A 22227-nucleotide genomic window follows, 5' to 3' on the forward strand; every position below is an offset into this window, starting at 1 on the left:
AGGGTTGGTAACGACTGCGTTCCGAAGGGGTTCCGCCAAAAGGGTTGTCAACTGCGAAGTGGCAGCACGAAAGGCACATTGCCATCTGTGTCCGCGCCCCTGCCAATCGCCTTGATAGCCGCCTCCAGACGACCCTTCCGGCCGAGCAGCCGGTCGCCGATGGCGATGATGCGGGCATTCGGAGTGGCATAGGGCGAGGCGGCGCGCAGACGCAGCGCAAGTTCAGTCTCATCCTGATCAGGGTAAAGACTGAGCGCGGCGATGACGGCAGCCGCAGGCGAGCGCGAAACGCCCATCCAGCAATGGATAAGCAACGGGGCCGTCTGATCCCATTCATGCGCGAACTCGATGAGCTTCAGCACATGCGCATCGTCAGGGGCGATAAGATTGCCGGTGCCCTTGAAGGAGATGTCGTTCATCGCAAGCGTCAGATGCCGTTCGGCGGCAATGACCGCGGGGCGGTGAAATGTCTGCTCCCTGGCGATCAATGTCACCATTTCCCGGGCCTTGTGCTTCACGGCCATTTCCGCGATCCGTCCGAGCGGTGAAACCACGATGGCCGTCATTTGGCACCCCCGGGGTTCGTCCCGCGCATGGCCTCGATGGCCTCAAAACGCTGGATGAACAGCTTTTGCGCTTCCGTGGAGGGAAGCGGCGTGATGTCGAACATGTCGCGGGTAATACCGCGTGGCAGGCCGAAAAATTTTTGCGCCTCGGCCGTGGAAAAACCGGCAAGCTCCGTCGCCTCGAAAAAGGCGGCGACCGTGTCGGCCTTCTTGATGCGGTCCTTCAACTCGCGCGATGCATGCGGCGGCAGGCCGAAGCGCAGATGCACGGCGGCCTCAAGCCGCTTTTCTACAGTCTTGTAACCGCCGCCGACCACGGATTTGAACGGAGAGATCATGTCGCCGATCACATATTCCGGCGCATCGTGCAGAAGCGCCATCTGCATTTCATCGGCGGTCGCGGCCGTGCACATGCGGCAGAAGATCGTCTCGACGATGAGGCAGTGCTGAGCGACTGAAAAGGCGTGGTCGCCACGCGTCTGGCCGTTCCAGCGGGCAACGCGGGCAAGCCCATGGGCAATATCGGCGATTTCCACGTCGAGCGGCGAAGGGTCGAGCAGATCGAGCCGCCGTCCGGACAGCATGCGCTGCCAGGCGCGCGGGCCTTTGACGGAGGCCACCTCTATTCCTCCGCCTGTGCCGCCGGATCGGCCGCCGGGAAGGAAAGACCGCTCCAGGCGGGCAGGGCAACGGCGACGGGAACAGTTTCCGCGAGAAGCGGCGTGCCGGACGCGAGCGCCGCGGCAATGCGGTCGATGCGCGCGATGGCGAGTGCCTTGTTGCCGCAGACGGTGCCGAGCGTACCGACGGATTTGCCCTGTGCGGTAATGTCCACGCCGCTGCCGGGGAGGGCGTCCTGCGCTGAAACAAGGACAACACGCCGCCTTGCCGTACCGCGATGTTTCATGCGCGATACAACTTCCTGGCCGACAAAGCAGCCCTTCTTGAATGACACCCCGTCGTTCACATCCATCAGCACGTCATGCGGAAAAGCATCCTGCAGCGCATAGTCGCGGCCAGCTTCGGCAATGCCGTATTCGACACGCAGCACATCATAGACGGCTGCGTCGCCAGCGGCAGTTGCGCCCGGAATGCGGAATAGATCGAGACCCGCCTTGGCGAAACGGCCGTCCCTTAACGCAGGCTGAGGTGCCTGTTCCTCCCAGAAAACGCTCACACCTTCGGCGGCTTCCGCTTTCAGATCGACGGGAGCGCGCAGCTTGTACATCGTCAGGCGGCGCAACAGCGCTTCCTGTTCGGAAGCGGTGATCTCGATGAGATAGTCCGTTCCGTCGCGCGCGATGAGGAAATCGAACAGGATCTTGCCCTGAGGGGTCAGAAGGGCGCAGGCGCGGGCTTCCCCTTCAGGCAGATGCTCCACATCGGTGGTAATGAGATTGTTCAGAAACTCCTCGGCGCCGGTGCCGGAAACCCGGATCAGGCGGCGGTCGGCAAGAAAAGCGGAAGGCATGGCGTCACCGTTCGGTTCGTCGAGACTATGCGTCTGGGCAACAGCACATGTACCGGTGCCGGACGCTCATTCCGCACAGTTAGGATTTTTGCAAAAGAACGGCAAGCGCCGGGATAGGATCAATCGCCGGCGGTAAAGAACTTCCACTTGCCATCAGGCGAGATGCCGATGCGATAGAAGCTGTAATTGCCGTATTCCTGCATATCCGCAAGGTCGCCGGCAGTGATGATGCGCAGCAGTTCCACTTTTTCCGGCGGTGTCAGCGTATTGAGCGGCTTTCCGGCGAAATAGGGGAAAACATAGGCTTCGTCCGGCGTGCCGGCATCAATATGGGCGTAACCGGTCGACAGGAGGTCGATGATGATCGCCAGCACTTCCAGCCCGTCGGTATCTCCTGAATAGCTTTTCAGTGCTGCGATCGGGTCTTCGCCGTCATTGCCGTCGATACGGAACTCTTTCTGGCCGGCAGCGATGAATGGCCGCAACTTTTCAATATCGCCCGTCGCTGCCGCGTCGATGATCTGTTGGCGCAGCTTGCGTACGGCTTCCGGTGCCTTGGAAATATCGTGTTCGATGACCACTGACATTTCGGGGGTATTGTCCGGCTTGGACGATTGCTGGTTCGTCTGCGCGGCAGATCGGTCGACCAGAGGGTCGGGCAGGGGAATGCCTTCCGAATCGCCCTCGATTTCGTCCGGCTCGGCGGGCGCGGTCTGCTCAGGCTGTTCGCCCTTCTGAGCCTGTGGCTCGCCTTCGTTGTTCTGGGCCGGCTTCAGCTCGGAAAGCGCAAAGGCTTGGCCCGGCAGGCCAATCGACCCGGCGGTCAGAGCGAGCACGATGGATAGCAGGGCGGAAGAGCGCAAAAGCCCCTTGCTCAGGCAAGACATGATAGACCCCGGCTTTACTGTATCACCCGCTGCGGAGAAAATTCGCCTTGAAGCATGCGCTGACGCAGCGATTCCAGCATTGCTTCCGCGCCAGCCTCGCCGTGGATCCGGATGGTTTCGCGCATGGCCAGAGCGATTGCAGCATCGGCGATGATCTCCGGCTCGATGCCGTCGGCCATGCCGTCAGCCCATGCCTCGTTCTGGTGTTCCAGAGCGACCTGCATCTTTTCATGCACGATCATATCGTCGATTTCGTTACGGCTTGTCTGCATTTTTCATCCTCGACAGGGCGGGCAAGTCCTTACCACCCTGTTAACAACACTAGCAGCCTTTTATCAAAACGGCACGGGCTGCGGCGAAAAGAGGTTAATAATCCTCTAATTTCCGAACCTGGACGCGATTTCCTGAGCGAGTGTTGCCCCTTCGTTACGGTAGTTCTCTTCTGCCATGATGGCGGCGCGTGTGCAACTGGTGTGAATGGCCGCAAAGGAGCGGTATCCACGGTTGAATGCAGCCGTCATGCGCTGACGTCGTTCAGGTTCGTTGGCCGTGTCCGCAGCCAGAAGGTCGCCCATCGATTTGCGCCAGTCCTCCGGTCCGGAAGAAGGGCACAGCGTTCTCAGATATTGCACCGCACCCAATATTTCCGACAGCCGTGCCAGCTTGTCGTCATAGGGCGCGGGTTTGGGAGGTGCCGTGTCCGCAGGACGTGCCTCGGATGCTGCCTTGGAAGGCTGCGCGTAAACGGCGCCGTTTTGCCCGGTCGGCAGCATGGTCAGGAAAAGAGACAGGAAAATGGTTGGTCGTATCAAAATTTTATTCTGCCCCACACATACTCGTGAACATCCGGCGGGCGGACGGGTCTAGATAATCGCGATTCTGCCCTGCTGGCAATCATGCTAGCAGCCGCTCGGCGCATTCCACCACGCTTTCCGGGGCCGGCATTCGGCGGATTTCCGCAAGCGTGTACCAGCCTGCGTCCGCTGCGTCATCGCCGACGGTCACAAGCGGATCGGCATCCGTTTCCACGGTGAAGACGGAGAGCAAAAAATGGCTCGTCAGGGTCCCATTTGCATCGTGCGTGGGAAGATCGTAGGTCGCGAAAAGTTGCGGATCGCGTGCGACAATGCCGGTTTCCTCGTGCAGTTCACGTAGCGCCGTCTCGGCCGGCGTTTCGCCTTCCTCGGCCCGGCCGCCGGGAAAGGCGAACATGTCCTTCGACGGGGGATTGATGCGGCGCACGAGCAAAAGCCGGTCGCCATTTCTGACGATGGTGGAGGAGGCGAGGCGGGGCTTGATACGAACGGTCATGTAAGGTTTCGCGTGTCTCGGTCGGACGGTCTGGAAAAATCGATTCCGGTTTCTGCGCCGATGTTATAGTCCAGAATCGGTTCGATTGTGCAGGCAGAAGACGGTGGAATGAAGATCTATCTTATCTATGCGTTGGCGGCTCTTGCCGAAATTGCCGGCTGTTTTTCCTTCTGGGCCTGGCTGAAACTTGGCAGAACGGCGTGGATATTGTTGCCGGGCATGTTGTCGCTGGCCGCTTTTGCCTGGCTCCTGACGGTGGTGCCAGCGGAGGCCGCAGGCAGGGCGTATGCCGCTTATGGCGGCATCTATATCGCCGCTTCCCTTTTGTGGCTCTGGGGGGTCGAGGGCCACGCGCCGGACAAATGGGATATCGCCGGCGGTGCCGTTTGTCTCGCAGGGGCCACCATCATCCTGTTCGGGCCGCGGGGTTGAGGAGAAACATATGTGCGGACGTTTCGTCCTGAAAGCGACGCCGGAAGAGATTGCCGATTATCTTGACCTGATCGGGCTAGAGGATTTCCCCGCCCGCTTCAATATCGCGCCCACGCAGCCGATATTGATTGTCATGGAGGGTGAACGGCAGGAGCGCGGCAGCAACCTGCCCAATCGCCGGGCAGTGCTGGTTCGGTGGGGTTTCCTGCCCGGATGGGTCAAGGACCCGAAGGATTTTCCGCTGCTCATCAACGCGCGTTCGGAAACGGCAATCGGCAAGGCCTCCTTCCGCGCCGCCATGCGCCATCGCCGTGTGCTCGTGCCTGCGACCGGCTTTTATGAATGGCGACGTCCGCCGAAGGAAGAGGGCGGCAAACCCCTGCCCTATTTCATTCGCCCGAAGAAAGGCGGCATCGTCGCCTTCGCCGGTCTCATGGAGACATGGTCTTCGGCCGATGGTTCGGAGGTCGATACCGGCGTTATCCTCACCACGGCCGCCAATGCCGCCATCGGGCGCATTCACGACCGCGTGCCCGTTGTCATCGCGCCTGAGGATTTCAGCCGTTGGCTCGATTGCAAGACCCAGGAACCACGCGAGGTCGCCGATCTGATGCGGCCGGTTCAGGATGATTTCTTTGAGATGATTCCCGTCTCGGACAAGGTCAACAAGGTCGCCAATGTCGGCGCCGATCTCATCGAGCCAGTGCCGGAAAGCGTGCCGCTGGCAAAGATCAAACCGGCGAAGGACGAGGGGCAGATGTCGCTGTTTTGACGTCTTTGCGCAGCGTGTGAGGCTGGTTATCTAAGCTCTGACATTGCCGCCAATTCTTCTCCCCGAGGGGGAGAAGGTGGCCGAAGGGTCGGATGAGGGGGCTACGGCAGAGATATACGGTGGGCTTGCCCCTCATCCCGCTGCCACGGGCTTCTCCCCGGCGGGGAGAAGAAACAAGCCTCATCCGCTGGCTCCCCATGCCTCAGTTCCGGAAGAAACTCAGCCGTTCCGCCCGATCTTCTGCAAACCTTCCTGGATCATGATATCGGAATAGACGCGGTTGCGGCCGTTCGCCTTGGCGAGATAGAGCAGCTGATCGGCGGCATTCAACTGGTTGTCGAAGGGCTCGCCCTTCTCGATCTCTACGACGCCGAGCGAGATCGTCAGTGCGAGGCTGCTGCCGCTCAATTGTCGGCCGCTTTTTTCCACATGGGCGCGCAATTCTTCGCAGAACGCATAGGCGGCGTGGGCATCCAGGCCACGCAGGAAGACCGCGAATTCCTCGCCGCCCAGACGGGCGGGGATATGGCGGTGCGCGTCGCACTTGTCGTGCAGAAGCTCCGCCAGCTTTTTTAGAGCCCGGTCGCCCGCATCGTGCCCCAGCGTGTCGTTGATCTTCTTGAAGTGATCGATGTCGAGGATGGCGACGGCGCCATTTTCGTCATTGTCATTGATAACGTCCATGAGCGCACGGGTGCGCTCGAAAAAGGAGCGGCGGTTTGGCAAGCCTGTCAGATGATCGCGCTCGGCCAGTTCGCGCAGGCGCTTGAGCTGTTTCAGCGTTTCTATGTTGTTGTCGATACGGCACTGCAACTCTTCCGGCACGAAGGGGCGATAGACGAAATCCGACGCGCCCGCCTTCAGGAAGCTTGCTGAAAGCAGCCGGTCCGTGGAGGATGATATGCCGATCACGCGCAGATCCTCCGAGGAGCGGCTGTCGCGAATGCGGCGCGTAAGTTCGTAACCGTCCATATCGGGCATGTGATAATCGGTGATGACGAGCTGGATGGACGGGTCCTGCGCCAGGATTTCCAGCGCGCGATTGCCCGAATGCGCCTCGCTGACCTTGAAGTTCTGCCGTTCCAGAATTTCCACGAGGCCGGAGCGCGCGGTCCGCGCATCATCGACCACCAGAACGGAAAACTGTCTGTTGGTCAGAATCCTGTCGACAGTTTTGACCACCGCGTCGACGGTGCGGTGACCGTCCTTGACGATATAGTCGATGATCTTCTTCTCGGCATAACGCTTGCGGGCCTCCTCATCCACTGTCGCGGTGAAGACGATGGCGGGCACTTTGCGTTCGGAGAGCAGCGCCAGAATTTCACCCTTCGGAGCGTCGGGAAGATTGAGACCCGTCAGCGCCAGCGTGAAATCATGAGCGCGCAGCAGGGTATCGGCCGCGGCCATGCTGTCGCAGTGGATCACCTCGGCCTGCGTCTCTTCCGAAAGGCGCGTCTTCAGCAGCATGGACAGAGCAACGGAATCTTCAATCAGAAGGATTTTATCCTGCATGCCGCCCAAGCCCCCCATGGCCGTCTTCATGATGTCTCCACGAAACTTCATTCTTTCGCCACCGCACGTCACGGTATTGAAAATCTTGGTAACCGCAGAGGAATGAATCTCTAAAGTAGAAAATTTGTAATTTCTCAGTAATTGATGCGAGACTGTCCGTACAGTCGTCTCGTGGAAGTCGAATACTTTAGCATGGTTTTGTTGCAGTCACGTTACACTATAACGGATCGGCTCCATGGTCCTGGCCGGAATGGCGCATGACGGTAGCAAAAGAAAACGGCGCCATTCATAGCGCCGTGTTGTGCTCGGTTATCCCGGATTGACCGTCTTCGGTCAGCTGACCTATCAGGCGCCGACCTGTCCGATTTAAGAAAAATCGTTTATTTTCAAGCGGTTTTGGCTGCGGGCTTGCGCTTCAACATCAGCGCTGCGGCCGCGACGGCCTTCAGTCCGAGCGGGCGGTAGTGGCTTTTGAGGTCCGGCTTTGCCTGCGGCTGTGCCTTCGTCTCGTTCGTCATTTTCTCTCTCCACAATTCACGCCAAACGCCGTTGCGATGCGTGTGAGCCCCTTCTTTCGCGGCTAATCTTGACGGATTCGAGGCGGAAAACGCGAAGCCGGCCGTTCAGGGTGCGACATTTTGCGCCACGGCGCAGATAGGTGAAGCAAGAAAAATGATACCTGCGGTTTTAAATGCTGCGATCGAGGCCATTGCCGCCATTTCCGTCGTCATGCGCGTCCTCTTCGATCGTAAGCGTACCGTAGCGGCGGTGCCAGAGCCGCGCGCTGATGGGAATGAAGACGAGATAGGCGGCAACGGTGAGAACCAGCACCTCCCAGGTGAAGCTCATCAGCATGGCCACATAGAGAACGACGACGAGGATCATCGGCAGCACGAGATCGCGGCGGATACGGCTTGTGCCTGATTTTCCCGACCAGACCGGGAGGCGGCTGATAAGGAGATAACCGATCAGCACGGTATAGGCGGCAGCGACATAAGCGAATGGCTTGTCCGGCTCGACGCCGAGGAAGCCGAGATAGACCGGCAGCAGCACCAGCATGGCACCCATCGGGGCAGGGACGCCGACAAAAAACTCGTTCTGCCATGGCGCCTTGACCGGCCGTTCGATCATCACGTTGAAGCGCGCCAGGCGCAGACCCGCGGCGATGACATAGATGAGGGCGGCGATCCAGCCGATCGACCGCGCCTGATCGAGAAGATAGGCATAGACCACCAGCGCGGGCGCGACACCGAAATTGACGATATCGGCCAGACTATCCATCTGTTCGCCGAATTTGGACGTCGCTTTCATCATGCGGGCGATGCGCCCGTCTATGCCGTCGAGGAAGGCCGCGAGCAGCACCATGCCAACGGCGAGTTCGAAACGCCCTTCGATGGCCAGCCGCACGCCGCTGAGGCCGGCGCAGATGGCCAGAACGGTGATGAGATTGGGAACAAGCAGGCGAAAGGGAATTTCTCTCAGGCGCGGCCCGCGGCCGCTATCCTTTCTGCCCTCATGTTTTCCGTTCTGCGGCGGTTCGGCGATCGGCGTTTCCATGGCGCATGTCTTTCCTGATCGTCATCAGCCGCGGCGGCTGAGGAGCGGACCCTTGGCGGAACCGAACTCTGCCAGCACGGTCTCGCCGGCGATTGCCGTCTGACCCACGGATACACGCGGCTGGAAGCCTTCCGGGAGGAAGATGTCAAGGCGCGAGCCGAAGCGGATAAGGCCGAAACGCTCGCCGGCATCGACGGGCTCGTTTGGCTTGACCCAGCAGACGATGCGCCGAGCGACCATGCCGGCGATCTGCACCACGCCGACCTTGCCATGCGACGTTTCGATGACGAGGCCGTTGCGCTCATTGTCCTCGGAAGCCTTGTCCACCTCGGCATTGAGAAACAGGCCGGGACGGTAGGCAACATTGACGATGCGGCCGCGGACCGGCGAACGGTTCACGTGGCAGTTGAAGACGTTCATGAACACCGAGATACGCACCATCGGCTCCTTGCCCAGCTCCAGTTCCAGCGGCGGGATGACGGTCTGTACGGCGGAAACCCTGCCATCGGCGGGGCTGATGATCAGGTCGTCATCCTGCGGCGTCACGCGCTCGGGATCGCGGAAGAAATAGGCGCACCAGGCCGTCAGCACCAGGCCGACCCAGAACAGCGGTTCGGCGATCCAGCCGAGCACCAGCGATGCCACGAAGAAAGCGGCTACGAAGACATAACCTTCCTTGTGGATCGGTACGATGGTGTTGCGAATGGTGTCGAACAGATTCATATGGTTCCTTGCTCCGGTTTTGTCTGTCGCGTCTATATGTGGTCGTGATACGACATGATCCATACGGACGTGCGACAAATTTTGCCTAGCTGGTTACAGCCAAACGGACCGCCCGGCAATGGTCCCCTTGCCATGCGGGGGCCGTTATCAGGCGTTTATGCGCCTCAATGCGCTGGTTCGCCACGGTCCACGACACCGAGATCGTCGGTTTCGCGAACATGGCGCAGCATCTCTTCGGCCCGGATAGCTTCGCGCTGGCGGCTCCACATCGAGGCGTAAAGACCGTTCTGGGCCATCAGGGATGTGTGCGTGCCGCGCTCCGCGATCAGCCCTTCCTTCAGCACGATGATTTCATCTGCGCCGATCACCGTCGAGAGCCGGTGGGCGATGACCAGTGTGGTGCGGTTTTTCGAAACGATATCAAGCGCGCTCTGGATTTCCTGCTCCGTATGCGTATCGAGCGCCGAGGTCGCCTCGTCGAGGATCAGGATCGGCGGTGCCTTGAGGATCGTCCGGGCAATCGCCACACGCTGCTTTTCGCCACCGGAGAGCTTCAGCCCGCGCTCCCCGACCATGGTGGCGTAGCCATCCGGAAGCTTTCCGATGAAGGCGCTGATCTGGGCTGCATCCGCTGCCGCCGTGATGTCTTCGTCATTCGCCGAAGGGCGACCGTAACGGATATTGTAGGCCAGTGTATCGTTGAAAAGCACCGTATCCTGCGGAACCATGCCGATGACGGAACGGAGGCTCTTTTGCGTCACGTCGCGGACATCCTGCCCGTCAATCGTGATCGCCCCTTCCTGGATATCGTAGAAACGGTAGAGCAGCCGCGAGATCGTTGATTTTCCTGCACCCGAAGGCCCGACAATGGCAACTGTCTTGCCCGCCGGCACGTCGAAGGAAATGCCCTTCAGGATCGGTCTCTCGGCATCATAGGCAAAATGCACGTCGCGGAACGAGATCGCGCCGGGACCGGCGGCGAGCGGCGTCGCACCCGGCCTGTCGGTAACCTCGGCTTCCACTTCCAGAAGCTCGAACATCTGCTCGATATCGGCGAGGCCCTGGCGGATTTCGCGATAGACGAAACCGATGAAATTGAGCGGCACGGAAAGCTGCAGCAAAAGTGCATTGATGAAGACGAAATCACCGATCGTCTGTTCGCCGCGCTGCACGGCAAGCGCCGACATCACCATCATGACGGTGGAGCCAAGGCCGAAAATTACACCCTGGCCGAAGTTCAGCCAGCCGAGTGAGGTCCAGATCGAGATCGCCGATTTTTCGTAACGCGCCATTGCGACATCGAAGCGCTGCGCCTCCATCTCTTCATTGCCGAAATATTTGACGGTCTCGAAATTCAGCAGCGAGTCGATTGCCTTGGTATTGGCATCGGTGTCGCTGTCGTTCATCGCGCGGCGGATGGAGATTCGCCAGTTGCTGGCCCGGACAGTGAACCAGATATAGGCCCAGACGGTGATGACCGTGACGAGAACGTAGGAAAAGCCGTAGGACGCCCAGAAGATGATTGCCGTCAGCAGGAATTCGATGAAGGTCGGTGCGGTGTTGAGGATGGTGAAGCGGACAATGGTCTCGATGCCCTTGGTGCCACGCTCGATAACCCGCGAGAGCCCGCCGGTCTTGCGCTCCAGATGGAAGCGCAGCGAAAGCCGGTGCATGTGTACGAATGTTCTGTAGGCCAGCTGGCGGACCGCGTGCTGACCGACGCTGGCGAAAAGCGAATCGCGCAGCTGGTTAAGCCCGACCTGTATCAGCCGCGTCAGATTATAGGCGATGACAAGGGCGACCGCGCCCAGCAGGAAGGCCGGGACCAGCCCCGCCATATCGAGCCTGCCATTCAGCGCGTCCGTCGCCCATTTGAAGAAATAGGGGACGGAGATGAGGACCAGCTTGGCGACAACAAGGTATACGGTGGCCCAGACCACCCGCATCTTCAGATCCCACCGCCCCTCCGGCCACATATATGGCCAGAGATTGATCAGCGTCTGTGTGGGATTGCTGGAATCCGCAGAAATGGTTTTTTTCTTCGTGGCCATCATACTCTCCGGGCACTGCCGGAAGCCGACAGCATGACGGCGGCTTTGGTCAAGCCGCCGCGCGCGTCACAGATAGGATCGTTGCGGATTTACCGCAACGGTTCAGTTGCTCAAGAGCCACCTTTCAGCCGCTTGCGGTGAAGTTCTTCCGCATTCGGCAGGGCCTCTTTCGGCACGCCGAAAATCTGGCCGGGCTCGATCAGGTCAGGGTTTTTGATCTGGTCCTCATTGGCGAGATAGATCGTGGTATAACGGACGCCCTGGCCATAGACGCGGCGCGAAATCTGCCACAGCGTGTCACCACGGCGGATGATGACGCTGTTCTGGCTTTCGGCCAGCGGCGCCTGCTCGAAGGTCTGCGGACCGGCTGGCGCCTGTGGCGTGGGAGCGGGCGGCGCGGTGATGTGGAGTTCGGCAAGCCTGCTGGCCAGCGAAGCCAGCCCCTTGCCGATTGCCGCCACGTCATTCGGCCAGGCTTCGACCGATGTCAGCAGCTGGCGCGCCTTGGCGGCGATGTCGCCGGCGAAGGCTGTGAAGTCCGGCTCGGTGGCTGCCGCGGTGCGGAACTCCGAAAGCGATTTCAGCGCGATCACCAAGGCGGAGCGGCCGGCAATTGCCTGATCGAGCGCCGGTGTCGCCTGGTCCCTATAGAGATTGGAGAGGATGCCGAAGGCCTTGGCGACATCGGTGCGCAGCTTTTCGAAAGCGGCGCGGTCGCTTGCCGTGCTCTGGTTTTCGGCCGGCGCTGCAGTCGTGGCCGCTGACGAAGAACCAGACGGCGTCTGCATCGCGACGGTTGCCTGGTCGGTCTGCGGCCTTTCGAACGGAACGCGCACGCGCACTTTCGCGGTGCCGTCGGCATTCAGCTCCTCGACGGTGATGATGTGGCTGCCAACGGCGAGATCAACGTCGCCTTCGATGACAAAATGCCCGGAGGCTTCCGTCGTGGCCTTGCCGATTTCCCTGTCATCGACCAGCGCGCGAACCGTCGAACCGGCGGGCGCGGAACCCGCGACGAAAATCTTCGATCCCTCGAACTCGACGGCAGTGACCTGGACGCTCGACGTCAACGGAGCGGCGGCAGCGGCCGCGCCGGCAAGCGGTACGGAGGCCGCATTGGCGTTGGTCGCAGCCGTTGCCGCAGGCTGTTGTGATGGCGTTTGCGGCTGAAGCGCCGGAGGGGCCGCCTCCGGCATGGCGAGGACCCGGCTTGCCTTGCCGGGCTTTGAAACCATGGCCAGAAGCTCGCCGGCCTTGCCTTCCGGAACGGAAACCGTCGCCACTTCCTCAGACTGCGTCGCCTTGCCGGCGGTATCGGTCGAACGCAGCACCAGTTCATGGTCGCCGGGCGGCAGGGGATTGTCGAAAACGGCTGCGAAATCGCCGGAGCCGTCGATCGTTGTCTGGGCGACGACCTTGCCGTTGCTCAGGATTTCAAGTTTCGCACCCGGCTGCGCCTTGCCGGCAACAACCGCCGAACCATCAGGCTCGACGCGCAGGACGTCGAAAGTCGGCGCGCCGGAAGAGGTCTGCGCGGCATCGGCTGGCGCCGCCGCCGGCTTCGCCGCTTCGGGCGCGCCATCGTCGGTGCCGGCGAAGACGCCCGCGAGACGACGCACCTGCGCCGCCGCTGCCGCCGCATTGTCAGGCAGGCCGCGCAGGAAGGCCGTGGTGCGCTCGGCGGCGGTGCGGGCTGTGGTGATGAGCCGCGACGTCGTTTCATCCAGCGACTCGGGAATTTCGATATTCGTCAGTTCCTTGAGCGAGGTCTCGACCTTCTTGCGCGCCGCTGCGAAATCGGCGTCGGAGGGAACCTTGCTGTCGGCGAAAAGCGTGGTCAGATCCTTGATCGACTGTGTGGCGGAAGCCGCCAGACGGCCGACCTTGTCGGCGATATTGGCGGTTTCTTCTGCCGCATCGGACAGGATGTCGCCCGCCTTGTCGGCGCCCATTTCCACGCTGTTCTTCACGGCGTTGCCCGCCTCGTTGATGGCGTCGCCGATCGGCTTGCCGTCGTTTGAAATCCGCGGCAGGACGAAAAAGATCATGAGCAGGGATGCAATCCCCAACACGATCAGCGCCAGCAAACCGGCTTTATTGTTTTTCATCCTGGGTGCTCCGGATAATTCAAGCTTTTCACACGAGTTGAGATTGCTAGCGTCTTACCTAGCGCCAGACAAGCGGTGAGTGGCCAAAAGGCCATATTTGCAAGGGATTTCCCAAATTTTCTTGACGTGCCGCATCGCACATAGTTCCTTCCCTTCATGACGGACAAAGATACAGCGATTCGATCCATCTGCGTTTATTGCGGCTCCCAGCCCGGACGTGATCCCGCCCACATGGAAGCAGGCCGTGCGCTTGGGAAATCCATTGCCGAAAACGGCATTCGCCTGGTTTATGGTGGCGGCACCAAGGGCATCATGGGCGCAGTTGCCAGCGGCGTTCTTTCCAATGGCGGCGAAGTGACGGGCATCATACCGGAATTTCTGGTCGATATGGAGGCAACACGCCATTCTCTCGGACAATTGAACGAGCTTGTCATCACAAAGGACATGCACGAGCGCAAACACATGATGTTCGAGCGCTCGGATGCTTTCGTCACCCTGCCGGGCGGTGTCGGCACGCTGGAAGAGATCGTGGAGATCATGACCTGGGCGCAGCTCGGCCGTCACGCGAAGCCAATGGTCTTCGCCAATATCAACGGTTTCTGGAACCCGATGCTGGAACTCGTGCAACATATGCGTGACCAGGGCTTCATCCACCGTGCGCATCTTCTCAACCCGCTCATCATTGACGAGGTGAAGGATATCGTCCCCGCCATCATCGACCGCGCGCTGGCGCAGCAGAACCCTGAAGGCGACCCTTCGGTGATTTCGCGCCTGTAGGCCCGGCGATTGTTAACGGCCGCTCAGGCGGCTCGTTACAATTTTAAATGTATATTAATATAGATTTAACGGCGGCATCCTTCCGCCCGTCCTTTTCGTGGCCCGGCGACTGATCCTGTGTCACCGTTTCCCAGGCGTTGGTTATCGCGGAATTTTGCTCCGCCGCCTCGGGTGGGTGTCATCGGCAATGATTGCTTTCGTGATGCGGCTGAAGAGCCGGACGCATTTCATTATCAAGAGAAACCCACTGCGGGGCAGGGAGGTCGTGTTCGGTTCGGTCGCCCGCCGCCGGGCGGAGGCAAAGACGCGGCTTGCGATCGTCATCGCCGTCTTCATTGCGATATATGGCGTTGCCGCGGCGCGCCTCGTTCAATATGGGCTCGCCGAACCCGTTTCCACCGCATGGATCAATTCCGGCGTCAACGCCATCGCCTCACGGCCTGACATCGTCGACCGCAACGGCACGCTTCTGGCGACCGATCTCAACATGGTATCGCTTTATGCGGATCCGCGCAGGATCGTCGATCCGGACGAGGTGGTGGAAAAACTCGCGACCGTCATTCCCAATCTGGATTGGCGCGAGACGCATCGTAGATTGCGTTCGGATACAGGCTTCCAGTGGTTGCGACGCCAGCTGACACCGCGGCAGCAGGCGGATATTCTCAATCTCGGCATACCGGGTATCGGTTTCCGCCCGGAAAAACGGCGGTTTTATCCGGGCGGCCCAACCGCTTCGCATATTATCGGCCACGTCAATGTCGACAATCAGGGTCTCGCTGGCATGGAGCGTTACCTGGACCAGCAGGGGCTGGCCGATCTGCGCGCTGTGGGTCTTGCCAGCGGCACGCCACTGGAACCGGTGCGGCTGTCCATCGATCTCAGGGTACAAAACATCGTTCGCGACGTGGTCGTGAAGGCGAAAAGTGCCTATCAGGCCGAAGCCGCCGGTTCGGTGATCCTCGATGTGGAGACGGGCGAAGTGCTGGCCATGGCTTCCGTCCCGGATTACGATCCGAACGAACCTTCCCGCACCCTCGCTGATGGCAGCGTCGACAAGGAGTATGAAAAAGGCTGGTTCAACAGGATGAGCAACGCCACCTTCGAGATGGGCTCCACATTCAAGAGCTTCACGCTCGCCATGGGTCTGGATGCCGGGGCGATTACGCTCAATTCGGTGGTGGATGCGTCGCGGCCGATCCGCATGGGCGGCTTCACCATCAGGGATTTCAAGGGAAGAAACCGGCCGCTCTCCATTCCGGAAGTGTTTCAATTTTCATCGAATATCGGCACGGCGGCGGTGGCCGACAGGGTCGGTGTCGAGGGCCATCAACAATTCCTGACGAAGCTTGGTCTGCTGACCAGAATGGACACGGAAATGCCCGGCGTTGCCACGCCGACCCAGCCGAGAAACTGGAAGAAGATCAATTCCGTCACCATCTCCTTCGGCCATGGCGTTGCTACCACTCCGTTGCAGACGGCGGTGGCCGCTGCAGCCCTTATCAATGGCGGAAGCCTGATCTCTCCGACCTTCCTGCCGCGTTCGAAAGAGGCTGCGGCATCGCTCGCGCGCAGCGTCATCAACGACAGGACGAGCGCCGACATGCGTTACCTCTTCAACTGGAACGGCATCAAGGGTTCCGGCCGTGGCGCACAGGTGGAGGGGTTTCATGTCGGCGGCAAGACGGGGACGGCAGACAAGGTGATCAATGGCCGTTACGCCAAGGACATCAATTTCAACGCCTTCGTGGCCGGTTTTCCCATGCACAAGCCGAAATATGTCGTGCTGACCATGATCGATGCGCCAAGGACCGGCGTGAACGGCGGCCGCACGGCAGCCTCGACAGCGGCCCCCATGACGCGCGAGATCATCGCCCAGACGGCGGGCCTCCTCGGTGTCAAGCCGCGCTTCGGCTATGAGGGAAACCCGCAATTGCTGGTGGATTACTGACGCCTGGCTACCTCACTCCTGTCTCAGGGAGCAGGAGTGAGAAAGGATTTGGTCATCGCTTGAGCCGCAGCAGGCTTGAGCCGGTGTAGATCGCAAGCGCCACCCAGATCATTGCGAAAGCCGCCAGACGCACCATGTCGAACGGTTCCTTGAAGACGAAAATGGCTATCAGGAAGATCATCGTCGGCGCGATATATTGCATGATGCCGATGGTGGAGAGCTTCAGCAGTTTCGCACCATTGCCATAGAGAATGAGGGGAACGGCGGTGATGAGGCCGCTTGCCGCCAGAAGCCAGGTATCGGCGGAATTGCCGCCCATGAAATGCGCCTGTCCGCTGAACGCAAGCCAGATCATGACCAGCACGGCGGGAATAGACAGCAGCATGACTTCCAGCAGGAAGCCCTGCGTCGCGCCTATGGGCAGGGTTTTGCGGAAAAAGGCGTAAAAGCCCCAGGAAACGGTGAGCGCGATGGAAACCCACGGCAGGCTGCCCGCATGCCAGGTGAGGATGGCCACCGCAACCGCCACGAGGCTGATGGCGGCGATCTGCGCCGGATAGAGTTTTTCCTTCAGCAGTACGGCACCGAGGAAGATGCTGAACAGCGGATTGATGAAATAGCCGAGCGCGGCATCAAGTGCGCGGCCCGCGCCGATCGACCAGATGTAGACGCCCCAGTTGATACTGATGAGCGCAGCCGTAAGACTCGCCATCGCAAGCATCTTCGGACTTCTCAGCGCCGTACGGATTTCAGCCGTGCGCCCGAGCACGATCAGCACCACCGCTGCGATCGGCACCGACCAGACGACGCGATGCACGATGACCTCGATCGGTGAAATATGTGCAACCGCCTTCATGTAGAAGGGCAGGAAACCCCACAAAAGATATGCGGAAAGCGCGAAAGCAAAACCGCGCGCGCTGTCGCCGCCCTCTTGGGCTGGAAGCGTTTTGTCGAGTGCCATGGGAGTACCGCCAATTGTTCGGATGGCGTTTTATAACGGATCGGCACAATGGCGGCCAATTCATTTCCGTGAAGGGTTCATGAGAAAAACTGCATGAATAAAAGGCGCTTTGCCTTTCAAACGTGCTGATCAGCGCCGGGTAAATGATTCCCGCAGGAAACCCCTGCGTGAATCATCATCTTATCCTGCCGCTACAACGTGCTGAAATAAATACTATTTCCCGGCAAAACGGTCGTTAGCGCGGATCAGTTGATCGAGAATGCCGGGCTCGCTCATCGCATGTCCCGCGGCCTCGATAATGTGGAAATCCGCGTCCGGCCAGGCCTTGGCCAGCTGCCAGGCATATTTCAGCGGGCAGGGCATGTCGTAACGTCCATGCACGATGACACCGGGAATATTCCTGAGCTTGCCGGCATCGCGCAGCAATTGTCCTTCCTCAAGCCAGCCGCCATTAACGAAGAAGTGGTTTTCGATGCGGGCGAAGGCAATCGCGTATTTGTCTTCACCGAAATCCTCGACGCGGTCGGGATCGGTGACGAGTGCAATGGTCGCGCCCTCCCATTGGCTCCATGCTTTCGCGCATTCCAGCTTCTTCGTTTCGTCAGTGCCTGTGAGATAGCGATTATAGGCCTGCATCATCTCGCCGCGTTCGGATTCGGGAATGGGTGCGATGAATTTTTCCCATTGATCCGGATAGATTTCAGAGACGCCGAACTGGTAGTACCAGTCGAGTTCCGGCCGGGTGACGGTGTAGATACCGCGCAGGACCAGTTCGCTGACGCGGTCCGGATGGGTTTCGGCATAGGCGAGCGCCAGCGTCGAACCCCAGGAGCCGCCGAACACCAGCCATTTCTCGAAGCCGCAGAGTTCACGCAGCCGTTCAATATCGGCAACCAGATGCCATGTGGTGTTGGCTTTGAGTTCCGCGTGTGGCGTGGAGCGACCGCAGCCGCGCTGATCGAACAGGATGACATCGTAAAGATCGGGATCGAATACCCGGCGATGGGTGGGATTCACTCCGCCGCCTGGGCCCCCGTGCAGGAAGACCGCCGGCTTAGCGCCGCGTGTGCCCACCCGCTCCCAATAGATCGTGTGGCCGTCACCCACGTCGAGCATGCCGGTCTCGAAGGGTTCGATCTCTGGATAAAAGCCGCGCAGTTCTTCAGTCATGTTTTATCGTTCCTCAGGCGGCCATTCGGCCGTGTCATGATCCGGATGTTGGTAGGAGGTGATCTCGGCCTCATCGACGCCCTGTTCGACTGCCGGTTTGGCGAAGAGTTGCTCGATCCACGGCATACGCTTGTGGATGTTCACCTGCACCTGCGGCTCTATCTTCTCGGGATGGTCGAAAGCGCCGATCGCGATCTCCACGCCGCCGGGATAATGATAGGTCAGCGGTGTGCCGCACTTGTTGCAGAAACCGCGATGGATTTTCTGCGACGAGCGGAAGAGGGCAGGCTGGCCGCGTGTCCAGGTCAGATGTGCCTGATCGGCAGTCACAAGTGCGCCAAAGAAATTGCCGAAATGTTTCTGGCACATGCGGCAGTGGCAGATGGAGGCCCTGCCGAGCTTGCCCGCATGGAACCGTACGGCGCCGCACTGGCAGCCGCCGGAAAAACCCGTTTCGCTCATTGTCTGTTCTCCGGTGGCCAGTTTTCGGTGTCGTGGTCGGGGTGCTGATAGGAAACGAGATTGGCAAGGTAGTCCACCTGCGTCAGGTCGTCCTCGGTCGCAACGGCGGGCAGGGTGTGGAGGTTGTCGACAAAACCGATCTTCCGTTCCACGCCCCACTGGATGGTTGGCGGCAGCGCGGCGGGATCGTCGAAGGCGCCGGCCGCCACCGCAATGCCATCCGGAGCCTCATAGGTTAGCGGCGTGCCGCATTCGGGGCAAAAGCCGCGCTTCACGACGCTGGAGGACTGGAAGCGTTTCGGCTCGCCGCGCGTCCATGTGAACTCCACATTGCGAACTGAAACCAGTGGCGCGTAATAAGCCCCGAAAGCCTTCTGGCACATGCGGCAATGGCAGATGGAACTGTCTTTCAGGTCGCCAGTGGCGCGAAAACGGACCGCGCCGCATTGGCATCCGCCGGTATATGTCGTCATCTTCGGTCCTCCCGGATCGTTCTGATAATGTGGAGACAGACATTATCTAAGTCTGTGAGGACGTCATGGTTCCAGAAGCGGAGGATGGTCCAGCCGTCTTTTTCAAGCCGCACGGTTCTTTCATGATCGTAGTGTAATGCTGCCTCGGATGTATGTTGAGAGCCATCGATCTCGATAATAAGTCGATGATCGGAACAGGCGAAATCGACGATAAAACCGGCAATCGGCATTTGTCTACGGAAACTCAAGCCTTCCAGGCGATGGGCGCGAATTGCGTTCCAGAGTTTCAGCTCGGCATCCGTCATTACTTTCCGCATTTGCTTCGCGTATTTGCGATGCATTGGGTCTACATCTGCATGCGGCATGATCTGGCTCGCCGTTTAGTGCCTCGCCTTAGATTGGTTGAGGGAACTTAAAATCGCAAGCGTATTGTGGTGGGCGAGGATACCCCCCTCTGCCCTGCCGGGCATCTCCCCCACAAGGAGGGAGATCGGCATGACGCGCCTGCGTCGCTCCATTTCGACCGAAGAGAAATGCGGGGCCTAACAACGAGTCGATCTCCCCACCTGTGGGGGAGATGCCCGGCAGGGCAGAGGGGGGTAAACCGCAAGCCGCAGCCTCAAGCGCTGGACGCAAGCCCTACCGCTTCAACTCCCAGGTCGTCGTCCGCTCGCCGGTCTCCTTGTCCTTGCCATCCTTCAACTGAATGCCCTTCTCCGAAAGCTCATCGCGCAACCGATCAGCCTCTGCAAAGTTCTTCGCCTTCAGCATCTCCAGACGCAATTCCACCAGAGCGTTGACCGCCGAAACGATGGCCTCGTCCATTTCAGTTGTCTTCGGCAGCACGCCCAAGAGGGCAGCACTCGCCGCGAAGGCCGGCAGCTTGGATGGGTTCACATTGGCCGCGTGTGCCGATGCATGCAGCGCCTGCACGGCCGCAACGGTGTTGAGATCGTCGGCAAGCGCCTCGAGCACGGTTTCATCCGGCGCGGCATCGGAGGCTTCCGCCGCCGGCCATTTGGCGAGCAGGCGTTCGGCCTCTTCCAGACGCTTTACCGAAAAATCGATCGGCTCTCTATAATGCGTCATCAGCATCGCAAGACGCAGAACCTCGCCCGGCCATTTCCGGCCGCCGAATTTCTCCGTGTGCAGCAATTCATAGATCGTCACGAAGTTGCCCTCGGACTTCGACATCTTGCGGCCTTCCACCTGCACAAAGCCGTTATGCATCCACACGTTCGCCATGACATGCGTGCCGTGCGCGCAACGGGACTGGGCGATTTCGTTCTCGTGATGTGGGAAGATGAGGTCGAGCCCGCCGCCGTGAATGTCGAAAACGTCACCGAGGTAGCGGCCGGACATAGCCGAGCATTCGATATGCCAGCCGGGACGGCCGCGGCCCCAAGGGCTTTCCCAGCCGGGCTCGTTGTGGGAGGAAAGCTTCCACAGCACGAAATCGCCGGGGTTCTTCTTGTGGGCATCCACCGCCACGCGCGCGCCCGCCTGCTGCTCGTCCAGCGGACGCTTCGAAAGCTGCCCGTAATCCGCCATGGAGCGAGTGTCGAACAAGACCTCGCCACCGGCCGCATAGGCGTGGCCGCGTGCGATCAGTTTCTCGATGATGTCGATCATCTGTGCGATATTGTCGGTCGCGCGCGGTTCGACACTTGGCTGAAGGCAGCCCAGCGCCGCGACGTCCGCATGGAACTGGTCAGCCGTCTTTTCCGTCACGGCGTGGATGGCATCGTTGAGCGGCAGATGCGGATAGTCCCGCAGCGCCCGCGCATTGATCTTGTCATCAACGTCAGTGATGTTGCGGGCATAGGTGACGTGATTTTCGCCATAGACATGGCGCAGCAGCCGGAAGAGAACATCGAACACGATGACGGGTCGCGCGTTGCCGATATGGGCGAAATCATAGACCGTCGGGCCGCAGACATACATGCGCACGTTTTCAGGATCGATGGGCGCAAATTCCGCCTTTTCGCGGGTCAGCGTGTTGTAAAGTTTCAGGCGCAAGGACATGCGGCAATTCCCTAGAGGCAGTCAGTTGTCCTGACCGGGCCGTTTGTCTGTAAGACCTTGCGGGAGACGAAAACGAGCCGGCCGGTGGCGAACCAGCAAAATTATTTCAGCAGCAGGTGCAGATCGTCGTTTTCATGACTTGCGTTATGGCGCGGCGGTCATGCGCGGTCAAGCGTTTCTCTCGTGACGTTGGCTGACCCGCCGACCGGCATCACTCCGGCGGACGGTAATCCACGAACCGGTTTTCCCGGACCAGGAAGAGCTTGCCGGTCTCTTTGAGATCGGGCGAAGCAAGCGGCAGGATGGCTGCGGCTACCTCTGACGGATGCGGCACGGTGGCGGGATCTTCGCCGGGCATGGCCTGCGCGCGCATTGCCGTGCGCGTGGCGCCGGGATTGATGCTGTTGACGCGAAGCGCGCTCTTCTGCGTCTCCGCCGCCCAGGTGCGGGCAAGTGCTTCCACAGCTGCCTTGGAGGTGGAGTAGACGCCCCAGAAGGGACGACAGCTATGAGCGGCACCCGAGGACAGGATCAATGCCCGACCGGCGTCAGATTTGAGAAGCAGCGGCTCGACCGAGCGGATCAGCCGCCAGGTGGCGGTGACGTTGATGGTCATGACCCTTTCGAAAACCTTTGCCTCGATATGGCCGACCGGCGAGATGACGCCGAGGACACCGGCATTGGCGACCAGAATATCCAGCTTGCCCCAGCGCTCGTAGATATTGGCGCCCAGCGCATCGATGGCTTTCATGTCGGAGAGATCGAAGGGAACCAGCGTCGCGGTGCCGCCGACGGCCTTGATGGCGTCGTCCAGTTCCTCAAGGCCGCCCACCGTGCGGGCGCAGGCGATGACATGCGCGCCGGCCTTGGCGAGTTCCAGCGCGGTGAAATAGCCGATGCCGCGCGACGCGCCGGTGACGAGAGCGATGCGGCCCTTGAGATCGATAGTCATGGTCTCCCCCGAAATGATTGCGCTTCCTTGTACGAAGCCGCAGCCGCCTGCTGCAAGCAATTAAATTGC

The 22227-nt window shown here is 60.1% G+C and carries 24 protein-coding genes; 4 read left to right on the top strand and 20 right to left on the bottom strand.

Annotated elements, in window-relative coordinates:
• Nucleotides 1-47: 47 nt before the first annotated feature.
• The 7 genes from EYD00_RS03575 to EYD00_RS03605 all read right to left on the bottom strand — a co-directional run bounded on the left by EYD00_RS03575 (nucleotide 48) and on the right by EYD00_RS03605 (nucleotide 4235).
• Nucleotides 48-566 (bottom strand): tyrosine phosphatase family protein, encoded by a 519-nt coding sequence (locus EYD00_RS03575; protein ID WP_004440958.1) that lies wholly within the window; start codon nucleotides 564-566, stop codon nucleotides 48-50.
• The gene (locus EYD00_RS03580) at nucleotides 563-1186 is read right to left on the bottom strand and encodes a YfbR-like 5'-deoxynucleotidase (RefSeq protein ID WP_004440959.1); all 624 of its coding nucleotides are present in this window, start codon (nucleotides 1184-1186) and stop codon (nucleotides 563-565) included. Before EYD00_RS03580 ends, EYD00_RS03575 begins: the two co-directional genes overlap by 4 nt.
• Before the next feature lie 2 nt (nucleotides 1187-1188).
• Nucleotides 1189-2037, bottom strand: coding sequence for a CAF17-like 4Fe-4S cluster assembly/insertion protein YgfZ (gene ygfZ, locus EYD00_RS03585; RefSeq protein WP_004440961.1), 849 nt, complete (start codon nucleotides 2035-2037; stop codon nucleotides 1189-1191).
• Between the two features lie 119 nt (nucleotides 2038-2156).
• Nucleotides 2157-2924 carry a hypothetical protein gene (locus EYD00_RS03590; protein ID WP_004440964.1) on the bottom strand — a complete coding sequence of 256 codons (768 nt, stop codon included), beginning with the start codon at nucleotides 2922-2924 and terminating at the stop codon, nucleotides 2157-2159.
• A 14-nt stretch (nucleotides 2925-2938) separates the two neighbouring features.
• Nucleotides 2939-3196, bottom strand: coding sequence for a hypothetical protein (locus tag EYD00_RS03595; RefSeq protein WP_003501987.1), 258 nt, complete (start codon nucleotides 3194-3196; stop codon nucleotides 2939-2941).
• A 105-nt stretch (nucleotides 3197-3301) separates the two neighbouring features.
• Nucleotides 3302-3736, bottom strand: a complete 435-nt coding sequence (locus EYD00_RS03600) for a TIGR02301 family protein (protein WP_034495832.1) — start codon at nucleotides 3734-3736, stop codon at nucleotides 3302-3304.
• An 82-nt stretch (nucleotides 3737-3818) separates the two neighbouring features.
• Complete coding sequence (locus EYD00_RS03605; RefSeq protein ID WP_034495830.1) at nucleotides 3819-4235, bottom strand: NUDIX hydrolase; 417 nt, start codon at nucleotides 4233-4235, stop codon at nucleotides 3819-3821.
• A gap of 108 nt (nucleotides 4236-4343) precedes the next feature.
• Here EYD00_RS03605 and EYD00_RS03610 point away from each other — a divergent pair, with 108 nt between their 5' ends.
• Complete coding sequence (locus EYD00_RS03610; RefSeq protein ID WP_004440978.1) at nucleotides 4344-4667, top strand: YnfA family protein; 324 nt, start codon at nucleotides 4344-4346, stop codon at nucleotides 4665-4667.
• Between the two features lie 10 nt (nucleotides 4668-4677).
• A complete protein-coding gene (locus tag EYD00_RS03615; protein ID WP_034495828.1) occupies nucleotides 4678-5439 on the top strand; it encodes an SOS response-associated peptidase in 762 nt (253 codons plus the stop codon).
• 219 nt (nucleotides 5440-5658) lie between these two features.
• Here EYD00_RS03615 and EYD00_RS03620 read toward each other — a convergent pair whose 3' ends face one another.
• The 6 genes from EYD00_RS03620 to EYD00_RS03640 all read right to left on the bottom strand — a co-directional run bounded on the left by EYD00_RS03620 (nucleotide 5659) and on the right by EYD00_RS03640 (nucleotide 13390).
• Nucleotides 5659-6951 carry a GGDEF domain-containing response regulator gene (locus tag EYD00_RS03620; protein ID WP_034496256.1) on the bottom strand — a complete coding sequence of 431 codons (1293 nt, stop codon included), beginning with the start codon at nucleotides 6949-6951 and terminating at the stop codon, nucleotides 5659-5661.
• A gap of 386 nt (nucleotides 6952-7337) precedes the next feature.
• The gene (locus tag EYD00_RS26155) at nucleotides 7338-7469 is read right to left on the bottom strand and encodes a hypothetical protein (RefSeq protein WP_004440985.1); all 132 of its coding nucleotides are present in this window, start codon (nucleotides 7467-7469) and stop codon (nucleotides 7338-7340) included.
• Nucleotides 7470-7638: 169 nt separating this feature from the next.
• A complete protein-coding gene (gene pssA, locus EYD00_RS03625; RefSeq protein ID WP_004440987.1) occupies nucleotides 7639-8508 on the bottom strand; it encodes a CDP-diacylglycerol--serine O-phosphatidyltransferase in 870 nt (289 codons plus the stop codon).
• Between the two features lie 24 nt (nucleotides 8509-8532).
• On the bottom strand, nucleotides 8533-9231 hold the full coding sequence (locus EYD00_RS03630) for a phosphatidylserine decarboxylase (RefSeq protein ID WP_004440992.1): 699 nt from the start codon (nucleotides 9229-9231) through the stop codon (nucleotides 8533-8535).
• A 164-nt stretch (nucleotides 9232-9395) separates the two neighbouring features.
• A complete protein-coding gene (locus EYD00_RS03635; RefSeq protein WP_004440995.1) occupies nucleotides 9396-11282 on the bottom strand; it encodes an ABCB family ABC transporter ATP-binding protein/permease in 1887 nt (628 codons plus the stop codon).
• A gap of 110 nt (nucleotides 11283-11392) precedes the next feature.
• Entirely contained in the window at nucleotides 11393-13390 is a 1998-nt protein-coding gene (locus tag EYD00_RS03640; protein ID WP_004440997.1) for a LysM peptidoglycan-binding domain-containing protein, read from the bottom strand.
• Nucleotides 13391-13546: 156 nt separating this feature from the next.
• On the opposite strand from EYD00_RS03640, the gene EYD00_RS03645 reads away from it, so the two are divergent.
• Together EYD00_RS03645 and EYD00_RS03650 are read left to right on the top strand one after the other, a co-directional pair.
• Nucleotides 13547-14167, top strand: a complete 621-nt coding sequence (locus EYD00_RS03645) for an LOG family protein (protein WP_004440999.1) — start codon at nucleotides 13547-13549, stop codon at nucleotides 14165-14167.
• A 187-nt stretch (nucleotides 14168-14354) separates the two neighbouring features.
• A complete protein-coding gene (locus EYD00_RS03650; protein WP_004441000.1) occupies nucleotides 14355-16115 on the top strand; it encodes a peptidoglycan D,D-transpeptidase FtsI family protein in 1761 nt (586 codons plus the stop codon).
• 52 nt (nucleotides 16116-16167) lie between these two features.
• Here the strand turns inward: EYD00_RS03650 and rarD are convergent, their stop codons facing one another.
• The 7 genes from rarD to EYD00_RS03685 all read right to left on the bottom strand — a co-directional run bounded on the left by rarD (nucleotide 16168) and on the right by EYD00_RS03685 (nucleotide 22158).
• A complete protein-coding gene (gene rarD / locus EYD00_RS03655) occupies nucleotides 16168-17076 on the bottom strand; it encodes an EamA family transporter RarD (protein WP_034495824.1) in 909 nt (302 codons plus the stop codon).
• Between the two features lie 213 nt (nucleotides 17077-17289).
• Entirely contained in the window at nucleotides 17290-18246 is a 957-nt protein-coding gene (pip, locus tag EYD00_RS03660) for a prolyl aminopeptidase (protein ID WP_034495822.1), read from the bottom strand.
• A 3-nt stretch (nucleotides 18247-18249) separates the two neighbouring features.
• Entirely contained in the window at nucleotides 18250-18708 is a 459-nt protein-coding gene (locus EYD00_RS03665) for a GFA family protein (protein ID WP_004441005.1), read from the bottom strand.
• Nucleotides 18705-19181, bottom strand: a complete 477-nt coding sequence (locus EYD00_RS03670; RefSeq protein WP_004441007.1) for a GFA family protein — start codon at nucleotides 19179-19181, stop codon at nucleotides 18705-18707. The genes EYD00_RS03665 and EYD00_RS03670 overlap by 4 nt, the downstream gene beginning before the upstream one ends.
• Entirely contained in the window at nucleotides 19178-19546 is a 369-nt protein-coding gene (locus EYD00_RS03675) for an endonuclease domain-containing protein (RefSeq protein ID WP_004441009.1), read from the bottom strand. The genes EYD00_RS03670 and EYD00_RS03675 overlap by 4 nt, the downstream gene beginning before the upstream one ends.
• 274 nt (nucleotides 19547-19820) lie before the next feature.
• Nucleotides 19821-21206 (bottom strand): cysteine--tRNA ligase, encoded by a 1386-nt coding sequence (gene cysS, locus EYD00_RS03680; RefSeq protein ID WP_004441011.1) that lies wholly within the window; start codon nucleotides 21204-21206, stop codon nucleotides 19821-19823.
• Nucleotides 21207-21417: 211 nt separating this feature from the next.
• Nucleotides 21418-22158, bottom strand: coding sequence for an SDR family NAD(P)-dependent oxidoreductase (locus EYD00_RS03685; RefSeq protein ID WP_004441013.1), 741 nt, complete (start codon nucleotides 22156-22158; stop codon nucleotides 21418-21420).
• Between the last annotated feature and the right edge of the window lie 69 nt (nucleotides 22159-22227).

Origin of the sequence: Agrobacterium sp. 33MFTa1.1, from assembly GCF_004328495.1 — a bacterium.
Taxonomy (GTDB): Bacteria; Pseudomonadota; Alphaproteobacteria; order Rhizobiales; family Rhizobiaceae; genus Agrobacterium; species Agrobacterium pusense.